At 70.2% G+C, this 15,320-nt stretch carries 15 protein-coding genes; 10 read left to right on the top strand and 5 right to left on the bottom strand.

From position 1 onward, the window contains the following. Window position 1 precedes the first annotated feature (1 nt). On the top strand, window positions 2–841 hold the full coding sequence (locus ACTWQA_RS42020; RefSeq protein WP_443164469.1) for a phosphatidate cytidylyltransferase: 840 nt from the start codon (window positions 2–4) through the stop codon (window positions 839–841). Here the strand turns inward: ACTWQA_RS42020 and ACTWQA_RS42025 are convergent. Next, on the bottom strand, window positions 838–1,860 hold the full coding sequence (locus ACTWQA_RS42025; RefSeq protein WP_305918203.1) for a suppressor of fused domain protein: 1,023 nt from the start codon (window positions 1,858–1,860) through the stop codon (window positions 838–840). The genes ACTWQA_RS42020 and ACTWQA_RS42025 overlap by 4 nt on opposite strands. Before the next feature lie 210 nt (window positions 1,861–2,070). Here ACTWQA_RS42025 and rlmN point away from each other — a divergent pair, with 210 nt between their 5' ends. Then, window positions 2,071–3,171: a 23S rRNA (adenine(2503)-C(2))-methyltransferase RlmN gene (rlmN, locus tag ACTWQA_RS42030; protein ID WP_443164470.1), complete on the top strand. Its 1,101-nt coding sequence runs from the start codon at window positions 2,071–2,073 to the stop codon at window positions 3,169–3,171. Window position 3,172: 1 nt separating this feature from the next. Here the strand turns inward: rlmN and ACTWQA_RS42035 are convergent, their stop codons facing one another. Next, window positions 3,173–3,844, bottom strand: coding sequence for a hypothetical protein (locus tag ACTWQA_RS42035; RefSeq protein WP_443164471.1), 672 nt, complete (start codon window positions 3,842–3,844; stop codon window positions 3,173–3,175). Beyond that, window positions 3,841–4,596, bottom strand: a complete 756-nt coding sequence (locus ACTWQA_RS42040; protein ID WP_443164472.1) for an ABC transporter ATP-binding protein — start codon at window positions 4,594–4,596, stop codon at window positions 3,841–3,843. Before ACTWQA_RS42040 ends, ACTWQA_RS42035 begins: the two co-directional genes overlap by 4 nt. A 91-nt stretch (window positions 4,597–4,687) precedes the next feature. Between ACTWQA_RS42040 and ACTWQA_RS42045 the strand changes: the two genes are divergently transcribed. Then, on the top strand, window positions 4,688–5,209 hold the full coding sequence (locus ACTWQA_RS42045; RefSeq protein WP_443164473.1) for a DivIVA domain-containing protein: 522 nt from the start codon (window positions 4,688–4,690) through the stop codon (window positions 5,207–5,209). Here ACTWQA_RS42045 and ACTWQA_RS42050 read toward each other — a convergent pair. Continuing rightward, window positions 5,206–5,853 (bottom strand): HAD-IA family hydrolase, encoded by a 648-nt coding sequence (locus ACTWQA_RS42050; protein WP_443164474.1) that lies wholly within the window; start codon window positions 5,851–5,853, stop codon window positions 5,206–5,208. The two genes, ACTWQA_RS42045 and ACTWQA_RS42050, sit on opposite strands and share 4 nt — an antisense overlap. 46 nt (window positions 5,854–5,899) lie before the next feature. After that, on the bottom strand, window positions 5,900–7,759 hold the full coding sequence (gene iolD, locus ACTWQA_RS42055) for a 3D-(3,5/4)-trihydroxycyclohexane-1,2-dione acylhydrolase (decyclizing) (RefSeq protein ID WP_443164475.1): 1,860 nt from the start codon (window positions 7,757–7,759) through the stop codon (window positions 5,900–5,902). A gap of 256 nt (window positions 7,760–8,015) precedes the next feature. Here iolD and ACTWQA_RS42060 point away from each other — a divergent pair, with 256 nt between their 5' ends. Genes ACTWQA_RS42060 through ACTWQA_RS42090 form a run of 7 tightly spaced genes read left to right on the top strand, consistent with a single transcriptional unit; the run spans window position 8,016 to window position 15,320 of the window. Then, window positions 8,016–9,395 (top strand): extracellular solute-binding protein, encoded by a 1,380-nt coding sequence (locus ACTWQA_RS42060; protein WP_443164476.1) that lies wholly within the window; start codon window positions 8,016–8,018, stop codon window positions 9,393–9,395. After that, window positions 9,367–10,302 (top strand): carbohydrate ABC transporter permease, encoded by a 936-nt coding sequence (locus ACTWQA_RS42065; protein ID WP_443164477.1) that lies wholly within the window; start codon window positions 9,367–9,369, stop codon window positions 10,300–10,302. Before ACTWQA_RS42060 ends, ACTWQA_RS42065 begins: the two co-directional genes overlap by 29 nt. After that, a complete protein-coding gene (locus ACTWQA_RS42070) occupies window positions 10,299–11,120 on the top strand; it encodes a carbohydrate ABC transporter permease (RefSeq protein ID WP_327584767.1) in 822 nt (273 codons plus the stop codon). The genes ACTWQA_RS42065 and ACTWQA_RS42070 overlap by 4 nt, the downstream gene beginning before the upstream one ends. Beyond that, entirely contained in the window at window positions 11,121–12,185 is a 1,065-nt protein-coding gene (locus ACTWQA_RS42075) for an ABC transporter ATP-binding protein (RefSeq protein ID WP_443164478.1), read from the top strand. Then, on the top strand, window positions 12,182–13,360 hold the full coding sequence (locus ACTWQA_RS42080; RefSeq protein ID WP_443164479.1) for a CehA/McbA family metallohydrolase: 1,179 nt from the start codon (window positions 12,182–12,184) through the stop codon (window positions 13,358–13,360). The genes ACTWQA_RS42075 and ACTWQA_RS42080 overlap by 4 nt, the downstream gene beginning before the upstream one ends. After that, a complete protein-coding gene (locus ACTWQA_RS42085) occupies window positions 13,360–14,250 on the top strand; it encodes a TIM barrel protein (protein ID WP_443164519.1) in 891 nt (296 codons plus the stop codon). Before ACTWQA_RS42080 ends, ACTWQA_RS42085 begins: the two co-directional genes overlap by 1 nt. After that, window positions 14,247–15,320 carry a Gfo/Idh/MocA family protein gene (locus tag ACTWQA_RS42090; protein ID WP_443164480.1) on the top strand — a complete coding sequence of 358 codons (1,074 nt, stop codon included), beginning with the start codon at window positions 14,247–14,249 and terminating at the stop codon, window positions 15,318–15,320. Before ACTWQA_RS42085 ends, ACTWQA_RS42090 begins: the two co-directional genes overlap by 4 nt.

The following is a 15,320-nucleotide window of genomic DNA, read 5'->3' on the forward strand; positions in this document are numbered from 1 at the left end:
TGTGGAAGAACCTACGGCTGGCACCAGCCCGAGCGGCGGCGGCCGTAGCGGACGGAACCTGCCTGCCGCGATCGCCGTCGGCGTGGTGCTGGGCGCGCTGGCGCTCGGCTCCCTCTACACGATCAAGGAGCTGTTCCTCCTGGTGGTCGTGGGCGCCGTAGGCGTCGGCGTGGTGGAGCTGACCAGGGCGTTCGCCACCCGGGACATCAACGTGCCGGCCGTGCCCGTGCTCGGTGGCCTGGTGGCGACGCAGGCGGCGGCGTACTGGGGCGGGCCGGTCTGGTTGCTCACCACGTTCGTGATATTCGCGTTCGTGCTGCTGATCTGGCGGATGTTCAGCGACGGCACGGAAGGCTACGTGCGCGACGCGACGTCGTCGGTGTTCACGCTGTTCTATCCCGCGCTGCTGGCGGCGTTCGTGCCCATGCTGCTGCGGGCGGACGACGGCGACCACCGCGTGGTGATCTTCCTTGCGGTGACCGTGGCCAGCGACATCGGCGGCTACGTCGCGGGCGTGTTGTTCGGCAGGCACCAGATGACCGCCATCAGCCCGAAGAAGACCTGGGAGGGCTTCGCCGGGTCGCTTGTGGCATGCACGGCGGTCGGGGCGTGGCTGGTGACATGGCTGCTCGGTGGCGCGCTCTGGCAGGGGGCGCTGATCGGCGCGCTGGCCGCACTGCTGGCGACCGTGGGCGACCTCATCGAGTCGATGATCAAGCGGGATCTCGGCATCAAGGACCTGGGCACGATCCTGCCCGGCCACGGCGGTCTGATGGACCGGCTCGACTCGCTGGTCACGACGCTGGTGCCGGTCTGGGTGCTGATGACGCTGTTCTTCTAACGGTGCTGGGCCTCGAGCACCTCCCTGGTGACGGGGGTCAGCCAGAGCCACCGTACGGCCTCGCCGCCGAAGGCGAATCCTGACATGTCAGGCATGTGGGGGGCGTCGGCCTGCATCAGCACACCTGAATACTGCGGCCCCAGCGGGAACGTCGACGGCTCGTGATACCACTTCGCGGTGTGCCCGTGGCCCAGCCAGGTGACCGAGTGCCACGGATACTGCGACAACCACACCAGCAGCAGCGCCGCGTCCCTGGGGTCCTCGCGGGTGGCCACGGCCAGCTCGATCCTGGCGTACGCGCCGGGTTTGTCGATCCACTGCTCGACCGTCGGCATCCGCTGGCAGCTCATCCCCACTGTGGACAGCACGCTGAAGCCACGTTTCCGGTGCGGCGGGCGCTCGGTGATCCCGACGGTCGGCAGCCGCTCGCCGCTGGCGTCCCAATACCTGCCTGCCGGCCCCAGCACCCGGTCCAGATGTCCCATCACGAATTGCTGGAACGACGGCCACGACCCCTCGCTGTGCCGCCAGCGCCAGTAGGACTTGGCGTTGGTGATCCGAGGCTCCAGCCCCTCGAGCGCCTCCGCCAGCGCCCACGCGAACGGCGATTCGCCCACCGCGTCCCGCGCGTAGCCGGGCATGCCTCTGCTCATGTCCGCCCAGCCGGGGATGACCGCCAGCAGGACGTCGTCCTCGTAGAGGGCGACCCCGTCGCCTTCCTCGAACCACAGCGCGGTGAGCTGCCCGAGCGGCCGGCGGCCGTCCGGGTGCAGGGTGTTGTGCCTGGGCATCAGCGGCGGCAGTCCGGCGTTGATCCTGGCCAGGTCCACGACGGCGGGGGCCGGGCGGTGGTTGGCGAGCCAGACGGCGCCGTGGACCGTTCCGCCGGGCGAGCACAGGTAAGCTACCGAGGAGTCCTCGTCCCGCTCGACCACGAGCGTCCGGCTGCCGTACGGGTTGCCGGCGGCGAGGACGACCTCGGCGCCACCCTCGCCTGATGCCGCCCGGAAAATCGCCATACGTGAGCACTGTAGATCCGGCGGAGACCATGACGCGACCGTTGGGACCCCCGAACGAGAACCCTCCACAAGCAGCCTGCCGCCCTACTGTCGTTTCTGGTCGAGACCGTAGCGGCAGTCTGCTTGGCAGGCTTCTCATTCGGAGGAATTCCACCTCCGATCCCAGCGTTCACTACCCTGGTCGGAAACACTTGAAGCAAAGGCAGAAACGTGTCCCAGCCCCCTGGTCAGCTCACCTTCGTCGCGCCGCGGCGGGCCAAGCCCGCACGGCACCTGGCCGACCTGTCGATGGCCGATCGGCGGGCCGCGGTGACCGAGCTGGGGGAGAAGGCCTTCCGCGCCGACCAGCTCTCACGCCACTACTTCGAGCGCCTCACCGCCGACGTCGGCGCGATGACCGACCTGCCCGCCGCCTCCCGGGAGAAGCTCGGCGCGCTGCTGCCGACCCTGCTCACCTCGGTCAGGGAGCTGGCCACCGACGGCGGGACCACGCGTAAGACGCTGTGGCGGCTGTTCGACGGCGCGCTGGTCGAGTCGGTGCTCATGCGTTACCCCGACCGGGTCACGATGTGCGTGTCGTCGCAGGCCGGCTGCGGCATGAACTGCCCGTTCTGCGCCACCGGCCAGGCGGGCCTGACCCGCAACATGTCCACCGCCGAGATCGTCGAGCAGGTCGTGGCGGGCGCACGGGCGCTGGCGGCCGGCGAGGTGCCGGGCGGGCCGGCGCGGGTGAACAACGTCGTGTTCATGGGCATGGGCGAGCCGCTGGCCAACTACAAGCAGGTGATCGGCGCCGTCCGCCGCCTGGTCGAGCCCGCGCCGCACGGGTTGGGCATCTCCGCCCGCGGCGTCACGGTCTCCACGGTCGGCCTGGTGCCGGCCATCGGCAAGCTCGCCGACGAAGGGCTGCCGGTCACGCTGGCGCTGTCGCTGCACGCGCCCGATGATGAGCTGCGTGACACGCTGGTGCCGATCAACACGCGGTGGAAGGTGTCGGAGGTGCTCGACGCCGCGTGGGCGTACGCGGCCACGACCAAGCGGCGGGTCTCGATCGAATACGCGCTGATCAAGGACATCAACGACCAGGAGTGGCGGGCCGACCTGCTGGGCAAACTCGTCAAGAACAAACTGGTGCACGTCAACCTGATCCCGCTCAACCCGACGCCCGGGTCCAAGTGGACGGCGTCGCGGCCGGAGGACGAGCGGGCGTTCGTCCGGCGGCTGCAGTTCCACGGCGTGCCGGTCACCGTGCGCGACACGCGGGGGCGCGAGATCGACGGGGCCTGCGGGCAGCTCGCCGCCGCCGAGTAGATCAGCCCTTCAGACGTCGCCAGACGTAGAACGCGAGGGCGAGCAGGCACCAGGCGAGTGAGACGGCGGCCAGCTCGGGGAGCCTGGAGACCAGATCGCCGTCGTTCGCCGCCCGCATCCAGCGCACGACCGGGACCGTGAGCCAGTACAGCGGCGAGGCGCTCAGCAACAACATCAACAGGAACCCGAGCACCAGGCTCATGATCGACAGAGCCGGTGAGGGAAGGATGGCGCGGCTGGTCAGCGCGCCCAGCGCGGTCCCGGTCAAGGCCGCCAGGGCGTGCACGGCGAGAGCGGCGCTCAGCAGGCCGGGCTCCGGGGCGCCGCTCACGCCGAGCAGGAGGGCCGCCGCCAGGCCCATCCCGGCGAAGACGGCGCACGTCGCGAACGCCGCCACGAGCCCCGCCGTCAGTTCCCGGCCCCGGCCGCCTGCCGCGACCGCGGACATCTCGCGTTGCCGGTCGGGCTCGGTGTCGAGGAGGCTCCTCGCGGCCCAGGCCAGGATGGGGATGATCAGTACGGCGCCGTCGGTGAGCACGCTCGCCTCCTGCCCGCGTGGCGCCCGGCTGCCGTGCAGGATCGCCAGCATGGCCAGGGCGAGCAGGAGGGCCTGGTAGACGCGGTGGGAGCGGATGTAGGCCGCCAGGCGGAAGGTGGCCAGGGCGATGATCATCCGCTCTCCTCGATCTCGCGGGCCTGGTAGCCCTCGTCGCGCATCCTGGCAAGGAAACGGGGGAGGTCGGCGGCGGGCAGAGTGACCGCCACAGTCGCGCTCTTCTCCTGGACGAGGGTGGCGGTGGTGGTGCTCTCCTTGAGGTGGCCGTCGAGCAGCGACCAATGACGCAGGCCGGGTAAGGCGCGCAGGCCGCCCTGGTGGTCGCTGGCGATGACGATGGCGCCGCGCGCCGCGACCTCGGCGGCGATCGCGGGCAGCGCCTCGCGGGCGTCGGCGTCGAGCCCGGCGAACGGCTCATCCATGATCAGCAGCCCGGGCTCGGCCATCAGCGCCTGGACCAGGCCGACCTTGTGCGCACTGCCCTTCGACAGCTCGCCCAGGGGCACGGCCAGAAGGTGCTCCATGTTGAGCCGTTCGGCCCACGGCTCCCAGCGGGCGCCGCGGCGTACGCGGGACATGTGACGCAAGTAGGCCGTGACCGTGAACGGCTGGTCGGCGGGGAAGCGGTCGGGCGCGAAGCCGACGACGTCCGGACGCCCGGTGATGGTGCCCTTCGTCGGCGCGGCGAGCCCGGCCAGCAGCCGGAGCAGGGTCGACTTGCCGGCCCCGTTGACGCCGCTCAGCTCGATCACGTCACCGGGCGCGAGCTGCGCGTCGGCATCCTGGATGACGAAATCATCACGCCTGCGGTAGCGGAAGAAGACCTGGGACAGACGCATGGTGGTGTAACGGTATATGCCGGGTCGCATGCTGGGCATAAAAGAGGCCCCACAATGGAGGTACCCCCAGCACGATTCAAAGAGGAGTGTGGGCTTGAACCGCTTTCCGCGCGTCATGGGTATGCGTTCAGGCTATGACCCCGTGGAGGTCGACGCCTTGATCGGGCGGATCGAGGCGACCCTGGGCAGAGGCTCGCACACCTTTGAGCCCGTCACCGCCGACGAGGTGCGTACGGCCACCTTCCGCGCCAAGCGCGGCGGCTATCACGAGACCGCGGTCGACTTCGCCCTGGAAGCGTTCGTGGTGGCGCTGGAGACCCAGGCCAAGCGGCCCGTACGGCTGGCCATGGCCGAGCCCACCGGCGAGATGCTGCGCGAGGAGTGGTTCGAGGGCCAGGCGGCACGCGTCGAGCGGGTGGCCTTCCGCCCGGGCCGGATGGGCAGCGGCTACAACGAGGACGAGGTCGACGCCTTCCTCGACCGCATCGTGGCCACCTTACGCGGCACCACCGACTTCCCCGTGACGGCGAAGGAGGTGCGCGAGGCGAAGTTCTCGACCGTGCTGTTCAGATCCGGCTACTTGATCGCGGATGTGGACTCGTTCCTCGCGAGCATCGCGGATGTGCTGGAGCAGCGCGGCTAACCGTCCTGGACGGCGGTGAGCACGCCGTGCAGGTCGGGCAGGACCTTCTGGAGGATCGTCTCGTCCGGGGCGCGCTCGCCCAGCCGGTTGATCCACACGCGGCGGATGCCGAGCCGGTGGGCGGGCACCATGTCGTGGAAATAGCTCCCCGCCACGTGCACCCAGGTAGACGGCTCGTGCGCGCGTTTGAACAGTTCGAAGTGGGCGTTGTCAGGTTTGTACGCCCCCGCGTCCTCCGACGTCACCACCGCCTCGAACGGCACCGGCAGCCGCCGCAGCGTTTCGGCGATCAGGTCGCGGTCGCAGTTGGTGAGCAGCGCCAGATTCCAGCCGGCCGCCCGCAGCGCCGACAGTTCGGCGCCCACCTCCGGGAACACCGGCCAGTAGGGGATCGTCGCGGCCGGCACGGTGGCGTCGTCCTCGTTCAGCTCCACCTTCTCCTCCGCGCAGGCCCGGCGGAGCGTCTCGGCCATGACGTGGCGATAGCGGAGCGTCGGCGACTCGACCTGCACGGCGTGCTCGTGCCGGTTGTACGCCTCCAGCAGGCGCGCCCCCTGGCCGGGCGCGATCAGCTCGGCGCTGGTGAGCAGGCCGTGCCGCCAGTCGACAAGAGTGCCAAAGCAGTCGAACGTTACCCATTTCATACGTCACATCATGCTCTCTACGACCCGTCGACTCGCGAGTTGGAGCTCAAACCGGTGGAGTGAGGTGCGGGTGCTGGGAGCGCTTGTTCGCCTCGTACGCCTCCCGCAGGGCATCCGGCGTGCCCACCTGCGCCACGGGCACGTCCCACCACGCCTCGGAGGACGGCGCGTCGTCCGCCATGCGGTCGGTGCGGACGTAGATGACCGTGGTCTCCGTCGCGGAGCGCGCCGTGTCGAGCGCCTTGCGCAGGTCGGCGACCGACTCCGCCCGCAACACGGACGCGCCCAGGCTGGCGGCGTTCGCGGCCAGGTCCACCGGCAGCGGGCCGCCGTCGAATCGGCCGCCGCCGCGGTAGGCGTAGGAGGTGCCGAGCCGCTGCGCGCCGACGCTCTCCGACAGGTGGCCGATGGAGGCGAAGCCGGAGTTGTCCACCAGGACGACGATCAGCTTGATGCCCTCGGAGATCGCCGTGACGAGTTCCTGGGCCATCATCAGGTAGGAGCCGTCGCCCACCAGCACGAACACCTCACGCTCCGGGGCCGCCATCTTGACGCCCAGCCCGCCCGCGATCTCGTAGCCCATGCAGGAGTAGCCGTATTCGACGTGGTAGTTGCCCGGGCCGCTCGGCCGCCAGAGTTTGTGCAGGTCGCCGGGCATTGAGCCGGCCGCGCACACCACCACGCCATCGTCGCTCGCGGCCGTGTTGACCGCGCCGATCACCGCCGACTGCGGCGGTGGGGAACCCTCCAGCGCGTACGCCGCCTCCACGGCCGCGTCCCAGGCCCGGGTCAGCCCGGCGGCCCGCTCGCGGTAGTCGTCCGGCACTCCGCGCCAGCCCGCGAACGCCTCGGCCAGCTCCGCGAGCCCCTCCCGGGCGTCGGCCACCAGCTGCAGGCCCGACAGTTTGGCGGCGTCGAAGCCGGTGATGTTGATGTTGAGGAAGCGCGCGTCGGGGGCGAAGATCGTCCGGGAGGCGGTGGTGAAGTCGCTGTAGCGGGTGCCGACGCCGATGATCAGGTCGGCCTCGCGGGCCAGCGCATTGGCCGCGGTCGTGCCGGTGGCACCGATGGCGCCCACGGCGAGCGGGTGCCCGTAGGGGAGTGCGCCCTTGCCTGCCTGCGTCTCGGCCACCGGGATGCCGTACGTCTCGGCGAAGAGCCGCAGCTGCTCCGTGGCGTCGCTGTAGATGGTGCCGCCGCCCGCGACGATCAGGGGGCGCGCGGCCGACTTGACCAGCTGGGCGGCCCGGGACAAGGCGGCACGCTCGGGGCGGGGCCTGGGGATGTGCCAGACGCGGTCGGCGAACAGCTCCTCCGGCCAGTCGTACGCCTCGGCCTGCACGTCCTGCGGGAGCGCGATCGTCACCGCGCCGGTCTCGGCCGGGTCGGTGAGCACGCGCATGGCCGCCAGCAGCGCGGACGGCAGCTGCTCGGGGCGGTTGATCCGGTCCCAGTAGCGGGAGACCGGCTTGAAGCAGTCGTTGACCGAGATGTCGTACGAGCGCTGGTCCTCCAGCTCCTGGAGCACCGGACCGGCCACGCGGGTGGAGAAGATGTCGCCGGGCAGGAGAAGCACCGGGAGGCGGTTGATGGTGGCGCCGGCCGCGCCGGTGATCATGTTGGTGGCGCCAGGGCCGATCGACGTCGTGCAGGCCAAGGTGGCCAGCCGGTTGCTGGCCCGGGCGTAGGCGGCGGCCGTGTGGACCATGGCTTGCTCGTTGCGGCTCAGATGGTAGGGCAGGTTTTCCGTCGAGGTGGCCAGTGCCTGGCCCAGACCCGCGACGTTGCCGTGGCCGAAGATGCCCGTGCAGCCGCCGAAGAACCTGCGTTGCACGCTGTCGCGCTCGCTCCACTGGTGGGCCAGGAAACGTACGACGGCCTGCGCCACGGTCAACCTGGTCGTCATGAAGTCCTCCCGAACGGCAGTCTAGGGTCGATGAGCTGGTCGTCCCACGACGAACGGATCCAGGCGTGGCGAGGATCGTCGCACGCTTCAGCTCTTCACATCGTCCAGTGTTCGGTTGTTAGATGGCCACTGTCCGGTCGAAGACGCAATATGCGGTGCATCTCCCCGGCAATATGTGCAGGTCTTTACGTCATATGAATGTCATGACATATTGGCCCATGGCTTACCTCCTTACCTGATCTGTCGGAGGGTTTGCATGGCATTGCGTAAAGTCGCCGCGGTCCTCGCCGTGGCCGGGATCGGATTAGCCGCCTGCGGCCAGTCGTCCGGCGGTGGCGGTGGCACCATCGAGTTGACCATCGCCCAGAACGCCATCGCGGGCGGCAAGAACGCCGCCGCGGCGGACTTCATCGCCAACTGGGTGATCCCCACGTTCGAGGCGGCCCAGAAGGCGAAGGGCAAGGACGTCAAGGTCAAGTTCGTCCCCAGCGGCGTCGACGACGAGCAGTACAAGACCAAGCTCTCCCTGGACCTCAAGTCGGGCAAGGGCGCGGACGTGATCGACATCGACGGCATCTGGGCCGGTGAGTTCGCCGAGGCCGGTTACATCAAGCCGCTGGCGGACGTGGTCGGCGCCGAGGCCGACGCGTGGGACGGCTGGGCGCAGATTCCCGAGTCCGTGCAGGGGCTGGCCACGTACAACGGCAAGAAGTACGCGCTGCCGATCGGCACCGACGGCCGCGTGCTCTACTTCAACAAGACGCTCTTCCAGAAGGCCGGCCTCCCGGCCGACTGGCAGCCGAAGAGCTGGCAGGAGATCCTCGACGCCGGGACCAAGCTGAAGTCCGCGGGCGTGCCGGTGCCGATCCAGATCAACGCCGGGACGGCGATGGGCGAGGCCACCTCGATGCAGGGCGTGCTGCCGCTGCTCGCCGGCGCGGGCGGCGAGGTGCAGAAGGACGGCAAGTGGACCGGCGCCTCCCAGCCGCTCAAGGACGCGCTCGGCTTCTACCAGAAGATCTACGGCGGAGGCCTCGGCGACCCCAAGCTGCAGCAGGAGGCCAAGGGCCGCGACAAGTCGTTCCAGCAGTTCGCCGAGGGCAAGATTGGCATCCTGATGGAAGGCGACTACTTCTGGCGGGGCGTCATCAACCCCAAGGACGGCGTGGCCCCGATGGACGATCGCGACCAGAGTGTCGGCTACGCGCTGATCCCGGCCATGGAGCCCGGCAAGGGCATCCGCGGCCAGGACTTCGTCAGCATGTCCGGCGGCGCCCTGCGCACGGTCAACCCCAACACCAAGCATCCGAAGGAGGCCTTCGAGCTGCTGGCCTTCACGCTCTCGCCGGAGGCGCTGAAGGAGGAGACGAAGGACGGCAATGTGCGCATCACACCGCGTACGGACGTCAACAAGGAGATCCTCGCCGGTGAGCCGCTGCTGACCTTCATCTCGGACAAGGTGCTGCCGCTGACGGCCTTCCGGCCGCCGGTCGCGGTCTACCCGCAGGTGTCGGTGGCGCTGCAGGAGTCCACCGCCGCGGTCGTCGGCGGCACCGCGCCCGACCAGGCGGCGACCGCGTACCAGAAGACGCTCGAAGGAATCGTCGGTGGCGCAGGCAACATCATCGCCCCCTGACCTCATTGACGAGGAAGCCCCCGCCCGCCGCTCCTACAGCCCGGACGCGGCGGGCCTGGGCCGGCTCAGGGCCGGGATCTTCGTGGCCCCCGCGCTGCTGCTCGTGGCGGCCTTCCTCGTCTTCCCCGCGCTCTGGGTGCTCTACCTGGGGCTGACCAACTACCGGCTGACCGGGATCGCCGCGGCCGAGCCGCAGTTCGTGGGGCCGGCCAACTTCATCGACGCGGTGTCCAACCCGGCGTTCTGGAACTCGACCTGGCTGACCGTGCAGTTCGTGCTGGGCTCGGCCGTCATCGGGCAGGTCGGGCTCGGTTTCACCATCGCCTGGTTGCTGCGCGACCGGCAGGGGCCGCTCAAGCGGCTGGTCGAGGGCCTGGTCATCCTGGCCTGGATCCTGCCCAGCGCGGTGGTGTCGTTCCTGTGGGTGGCGCTGCTCGACCGCGACGGCGGCACGCTCAACGCGCTGCTCGGCCTGCCCGGCTCCGCCTGGCTGCTCGATCACCCGATGTTGTCGATCATCGTCTTCAACACGTGGCGTGGCACCGCGTTCTCGATGATGTTGTACGGCGCCGCGCTCGGCAACGTGCCGCCCTCGCACCTGGAGAGCGCCCGCCTGGCCGGTGCCTCCGGCTGGCAGCAGCTCAGGGACGTGGTGTTCCCGCACATCAGAGGCCACATCCTGACGAACCTGCTGCTGATCAGCCTGTGGACGTTCAACGACTTCACCCCCTTCCTGATCACGGCGGGCGGGCCGGACGGGAAGTCGGAGATCCTGGCGGCGCACGTGTACAAGGTCGCGCTGCAGAGCGGCGAGCTGGGTTACGGGGCGGCAGTCTCCACGGTCATCCTGCTGATCAATCTGGTGGTGGCGGTGTTCTACCTGCGGTTGCTGCGGAGCAGGAAATGACGGCGCGGTTCGTGGCCGGCCGGATCGGCTTCTACACGCTGATCGCGGTGCTGCTGGCGTTCTTCACGATCCCGCTGCTCTGGCTGGCGAGCGCCCCGTTCACCTCCGACCCGACGTATGAGGTGGCGGTGCCTGACTTCACCTGGGAGAACTTCCAGGCGGTCGTGGAGCATCCGTACGCGTTGCCGTCGCTGTACAACTCGCTGGTGTTGTCGGCCGGCACGGCGGTGCTGGTGGTGGCGATGGCGGCGCTGGCCGCGTACGCGCTGAGCCGGGTGCGGCTGCCGGGGCGCGACGCGCTGCTGTACGCGTTGTTGCTGCTGTCGTCGATCATCACCGGGACGGCGGCCATGGTGCCGCTGTTCCAGCTGGCGGTGGAGCTCAACCTCATCGACTCGCACTTCGGGCTGATCCTCATCCTGACGGGCGGGCTGCTGCCGGCGGCGATCTTCATGCTGAAGGACTTCATGGACTCGACGCCGAAGTCCTATGAGGAGTCGGCGCGGGTGTTCGGGGCGTCGCCGCTGCAGATCGTGCGGCACGTGGTGGTGCCCTTGGTACGGCCGGGGCTGGCGACCATCGGGGTCTGGGCCGTGGCCAACGTGTGGGGAAATTTCCTGATGCCGTACCTGCTGCTGAGCGATGTCGAGAAGCAGCCGGCGGCAGTGATCACGTACACGCTGTACACCGAGGGCGGCCAGGCCAACCTGCGGATGTTGTCCACGTTCGGGCTGCTGTACTCGGTCCCCGTGGTGCTCATGTACCTGTTCGTCAGCAAGAAATACGGCTTCCGCTTCCACGGAGGGATCAAGCGTTAAATGGCCGCCATCGAACTACGCGGGCTGACCAAGATCTATCCCGGTGGGGTGAAAGCCCTCGACGCGCTCGACCTGGTCATCCCCGACGGCGAGTTCTTCGCGCTGCTCGGCCCCTCGGGCTGCGGCAAGACCACGTTGCTGCGGACCATCGCCGGGCTGGAGGCCGCCACCGGCGGCGCCGTGGTCATCGGCGAGCGCGACGTGACCGGGGTACAGCCGGGCGGCCGGGACGTCGCGATGGTCTTCCAGGACTACGCGTTGTTCCCGCACATGGACGTCACGGACAACATCGCCTACCCGCTGCGCATCAAGAAGGTCGCCAAGGCGGCGCGCCGCGACAAGGCGGTCGAGGTCGCGGCGCGGCTCGGGCTCGAGCACCTCATGGACCGGCGTCCCGGCCAGCTGTCCGGCGGACAGCAACAGCGGGTCGCGCTGGCGCGGGTGATGGCCACGCAGGCGCAGGCGTTCCTGTTCGACGAGCCGCTGTCCAACCTGGACGCCCGGTTGCGGCTGGAGGCGCGGACGTTCCTCAAGAAGCTCCAGCGGGAGCTCGGCGTCACCACCGTCTTCGTCACCCATGACCAGGCCGAGGCGCTGGCCATGGCCGACCGGATGGCGGTGATGGAATCGGGGCACATCCGGCAGATCGGCACGCCGGCCGAGGTGTTCCAGCGGCCCGCCAACACGTTCGTGGCCGGATTCATCGGTTCCACGCCCATGAACCTGCTGGACGGCGCCGTACGAGGTGACAGGCTGGACGTGGCAGGGTGCAAGGTGGCCGTCCCGGCCTCGGCCGAGGGGCGGCTGAGCGACGGGGAGAAGATCGTGTATGGCGTGCGACCCGAGTACATGTCCTACTCGGCCGAGCCCGCGGAGGGCGCGCTCGGCGGGAAGGTGGCCATCGTGGAGAACCTCGGCGCCTCCCATCTGGTGACCCTCGACGTCAACGACGTGACCGTGCAGGCCGTCGTGCCGGAGGGCAATGAGCCGGCGCTCGGCGAGGACGGCTACGCCGTTCCGCGGCGCGACCGGGCCCTCGTCTACCGGGACGGAGAGCTGGTGTGAGGGGTCACTGGAGCCTGGACGACCGGCTGGAGCTCACGCTGCGGGAGGTGCCGTTCGAGGTGCCCGCGGGGACCGCCGCCGTGACGGTGCGGCTGTCCTACGACCGGTCGCAGGGAGTGCTGGACCTCGGGTGCGGCTCGCCGGACGGGTTCCGCGGCTGGTCGGGCGGGGCGCGCGACGAATACACGATCACCGCCGACTGGGCGACTCCCGGTTACCTGCCCGGTGCTGTGGAGGCCGGGACCTGGCGCGTGTGGGTGCGGCTGCACCGCATCCCGCTCCAGGGGCTCGACTACACGCTGGACATCTCCACGGAGTCCGCTGTCCCTCCGGAGCCGGTCGTCGAGGAGCCGCCGCACGGGGAGCGGCCGCCCCGCCGGGAGATTCCGGATATCGATGGCATGCGGTGGTTCGCCGGAGACTTCCACGCCCACACCGTCCACAGCGACGGCAACCTGACCCTCGCTGAGCTCGCCGAGCTGGCCCACGGGCGGGGGCTCGACTTCCTGGCCGTCACCGACCACAACACCGTCAGCCACCATCCCTGGCTGGCCAAGATCGACCGCGAGATCACGCTCATCCCCGGCCAGGAGGTCACCACCGACCGCGGCCATGCGAACGTGTTCGGCGACGTCGGCTGGGTGGACTTCCGGGAGCCCGCCGACTCCTGGGTCGAGCACGCCGAGCGTGCGGGCGGCCTGATCTCCGTCAACCACCCGCTCGGCGGTGACTGCGCCTGGCTGCTGCCGATCAGCCGTCGGCCCCGGCTCGCCGAGGTGTGGAGCTCCGGCTGGTGGGATCGGCGCTGGGGCGCGCCGCTGGCCTGGGCGGACGCCTGGCGGGACGACGTGATCGCGATCGGCGGCAGCGACTTCCACAGCCACGGCTCCGACGGCCTGCCCGGCGCGCCCACGACCTGGGTGCTGGCCGAGGACACGAGCACGGTGCTGGACGGCGTGCGGGCCGGCCGCACCGCCGTCTCGGCGGGGCCGGACGCGCCGCTGCTGCTCAGGCTGGGCGGCGAGCTGCTGGCCCTGGACGCGGGCGGCCTGGTCCTGGTGCGCCCGGACGGCGGCAGGCAGCTGATCCGCGACGATCGCGCGCTGATCCCCGCAGGTGTAGGGCGGCACCGGCTGGAAACCCACGAGAACGAGGTGATGGCGCTGTGCGAGTGATGAAGGTCGCCAATGCTCCCGTGAGCTTCGGGGTGTTCGAGCTGTCCGACGCGCCGCCGCCGCTCAGCCCCGACGCGATGGTGCGCGCGCTCTCCGAAGCCGGGTACGAGGGCATCGACTCCGGGCCGATCGGTTACCTGGGCACCGGCTCCGAGCTGGCCGACCGGCTGGCAGGGAGCGGGTTGCTGCTCGCGGGCGGCTGGGTGGACCTGCGGTACGGCGACGCGGAGGCGTACGCGCGGGGGCTGCCCGCGCTGGAGGCCGCGCTGGACGTCTTCGCCGCAGCGCCGCCGGCGCCCGAGGGGATGGGTCCGCGGCCCACGCTGGCCTGCTCGGGCTCGCCGGAGAGGTTCGCCCGCCCCGGCGGGAGCGTTCCAGGGTTGCCGGCGTCCGCGTGGCCTGCTTACGCCGCCCGCGTGCAGGAGGCCGCGGACCGCTGCCGCGAGCGCGGCTTCGAGCCGGCCTTCCATCACCACCTGGGCACGTACGTGGAGACGTCCGAGGACGTGGAGCGGCTGCTCGAGCTGACCGACGTACGGCTCTGCCTCGACACCGGGCACCTGCTGCTGGCCGGGGGAGACCCGGTGGCGGCGCTGCGCGCGTGGGCCGGCCGCGTGGAGCACGTGCACATCAAGGACGGCGACACCAAGATCCTCGCCCAGGCCCTGGCCGACGGGGCCGACCTGCGCGAGCTCATGGGCCGTGGCGGATTCGCCCCGCTCGGCGAGGGCGAGCTGGATCTGCCTGCCGTGGCGCGGACCCTCGGCGAGATCGGATATGCGGGGTGGATCGTCATCGAGCAGGACACGCTGCCCGGCCGCCGCACCGTCGCCCAGAACATCGCCGACCAGGCCGCCAACCGCAGGAAGCTGGAGGAGCTGGGATTGTGAGAATCGCACTGTTCGGGTGCGGCGCGGTGACGCAGGCGGTGTACGTGCCGCTGCTGTCCAGGCGCCGCGACCTGTTCGAGGTGACGGCCGTGTGCGACCTGTCGCCTACGCTCGCGGGCGCCGTCGGAGACCGGCTCGGCGCCGCCCGGCGGTACACGGCGCTGGAGGACATGCTCGCCGCCGGCGACTTCGACGCCGTGCTCGTGCTGGCCTCCGGCTCCCACGGCGAGGCCGTGCGCCGGGCGCTGGCCGCCGGCCACGCCGTGCTGTGCGAGAAGCCGCTGGCGCTGACCCGGGCCGAGGTGGCGGCGCTGCCCGAGGGACGGCTGATGGTCGGCTACATGAAGCAGTACGATCCCGCCGTGCGCCGGGCCGAGGAACTGCTGGCCGAGCTGGGCGGACCCGGTGTCATCAGGGCGGTCGAGGTGACGGTGCTGCATCCGAGCGGGGACTCGCAACTGGCGTTCGCGAACCTGGCGCAGGCGCGGGACGTGGACGCCGGGCTGCTGGCCTCGCTGCGGGCCGCCGAGAGCGCGCTCGTGTCGCGGGCGGTAGGGGACTCGTCGCAGGTGCAGAGTTTGTACGGGGTAGCACTCGGCTCGATATGTCACGACTTGTCGCTCCTGCGGCGCTTTACCGGGTCCCCAACCGAAATTTCGTACGTCGAGACCTGGGGTCCCCCGCCCGGCTCCATCGAGATCTCGGGCCCGCTGCCCGCCCAGGGCCGGTTCTCCATCCGCTGGCACTACCTGGAGGACTACCCCGCCTACCGCGAGAGCGTGACCATCCACCACGACAAGGGCACGCTGGAGCTGGTCTTCCCCTCGCCCTACCTGATGAACGCGCCGACGACGCTCACCGTCGTGTCCGGCGGGGAGAGCCGGACCGAATGGCGGGACGTGACCGAGGCGTTCGAAGTACAACTGGCCGCCTTCCATGCTTTCGTGAACGATGGCAAGCCGCCGCTCACCGACGTGGGCGGCGCTCTGGAGGACATCGTGACGGCCCAGCGGATCGCCGCCCGCTACGCCGTACAACATGATCTGCCCCTGGGAGGGGAGGCCGCGTGA

Source organism: Nonomuraea sp. 10N515B (genome assembly GCF_052245915.1).
Taxonomy (GTDB): Bacteria; Actinomycetota; Actinomycetes; order Streptosporangiales; family Streptosporangiaceae; genus Nonomuraea.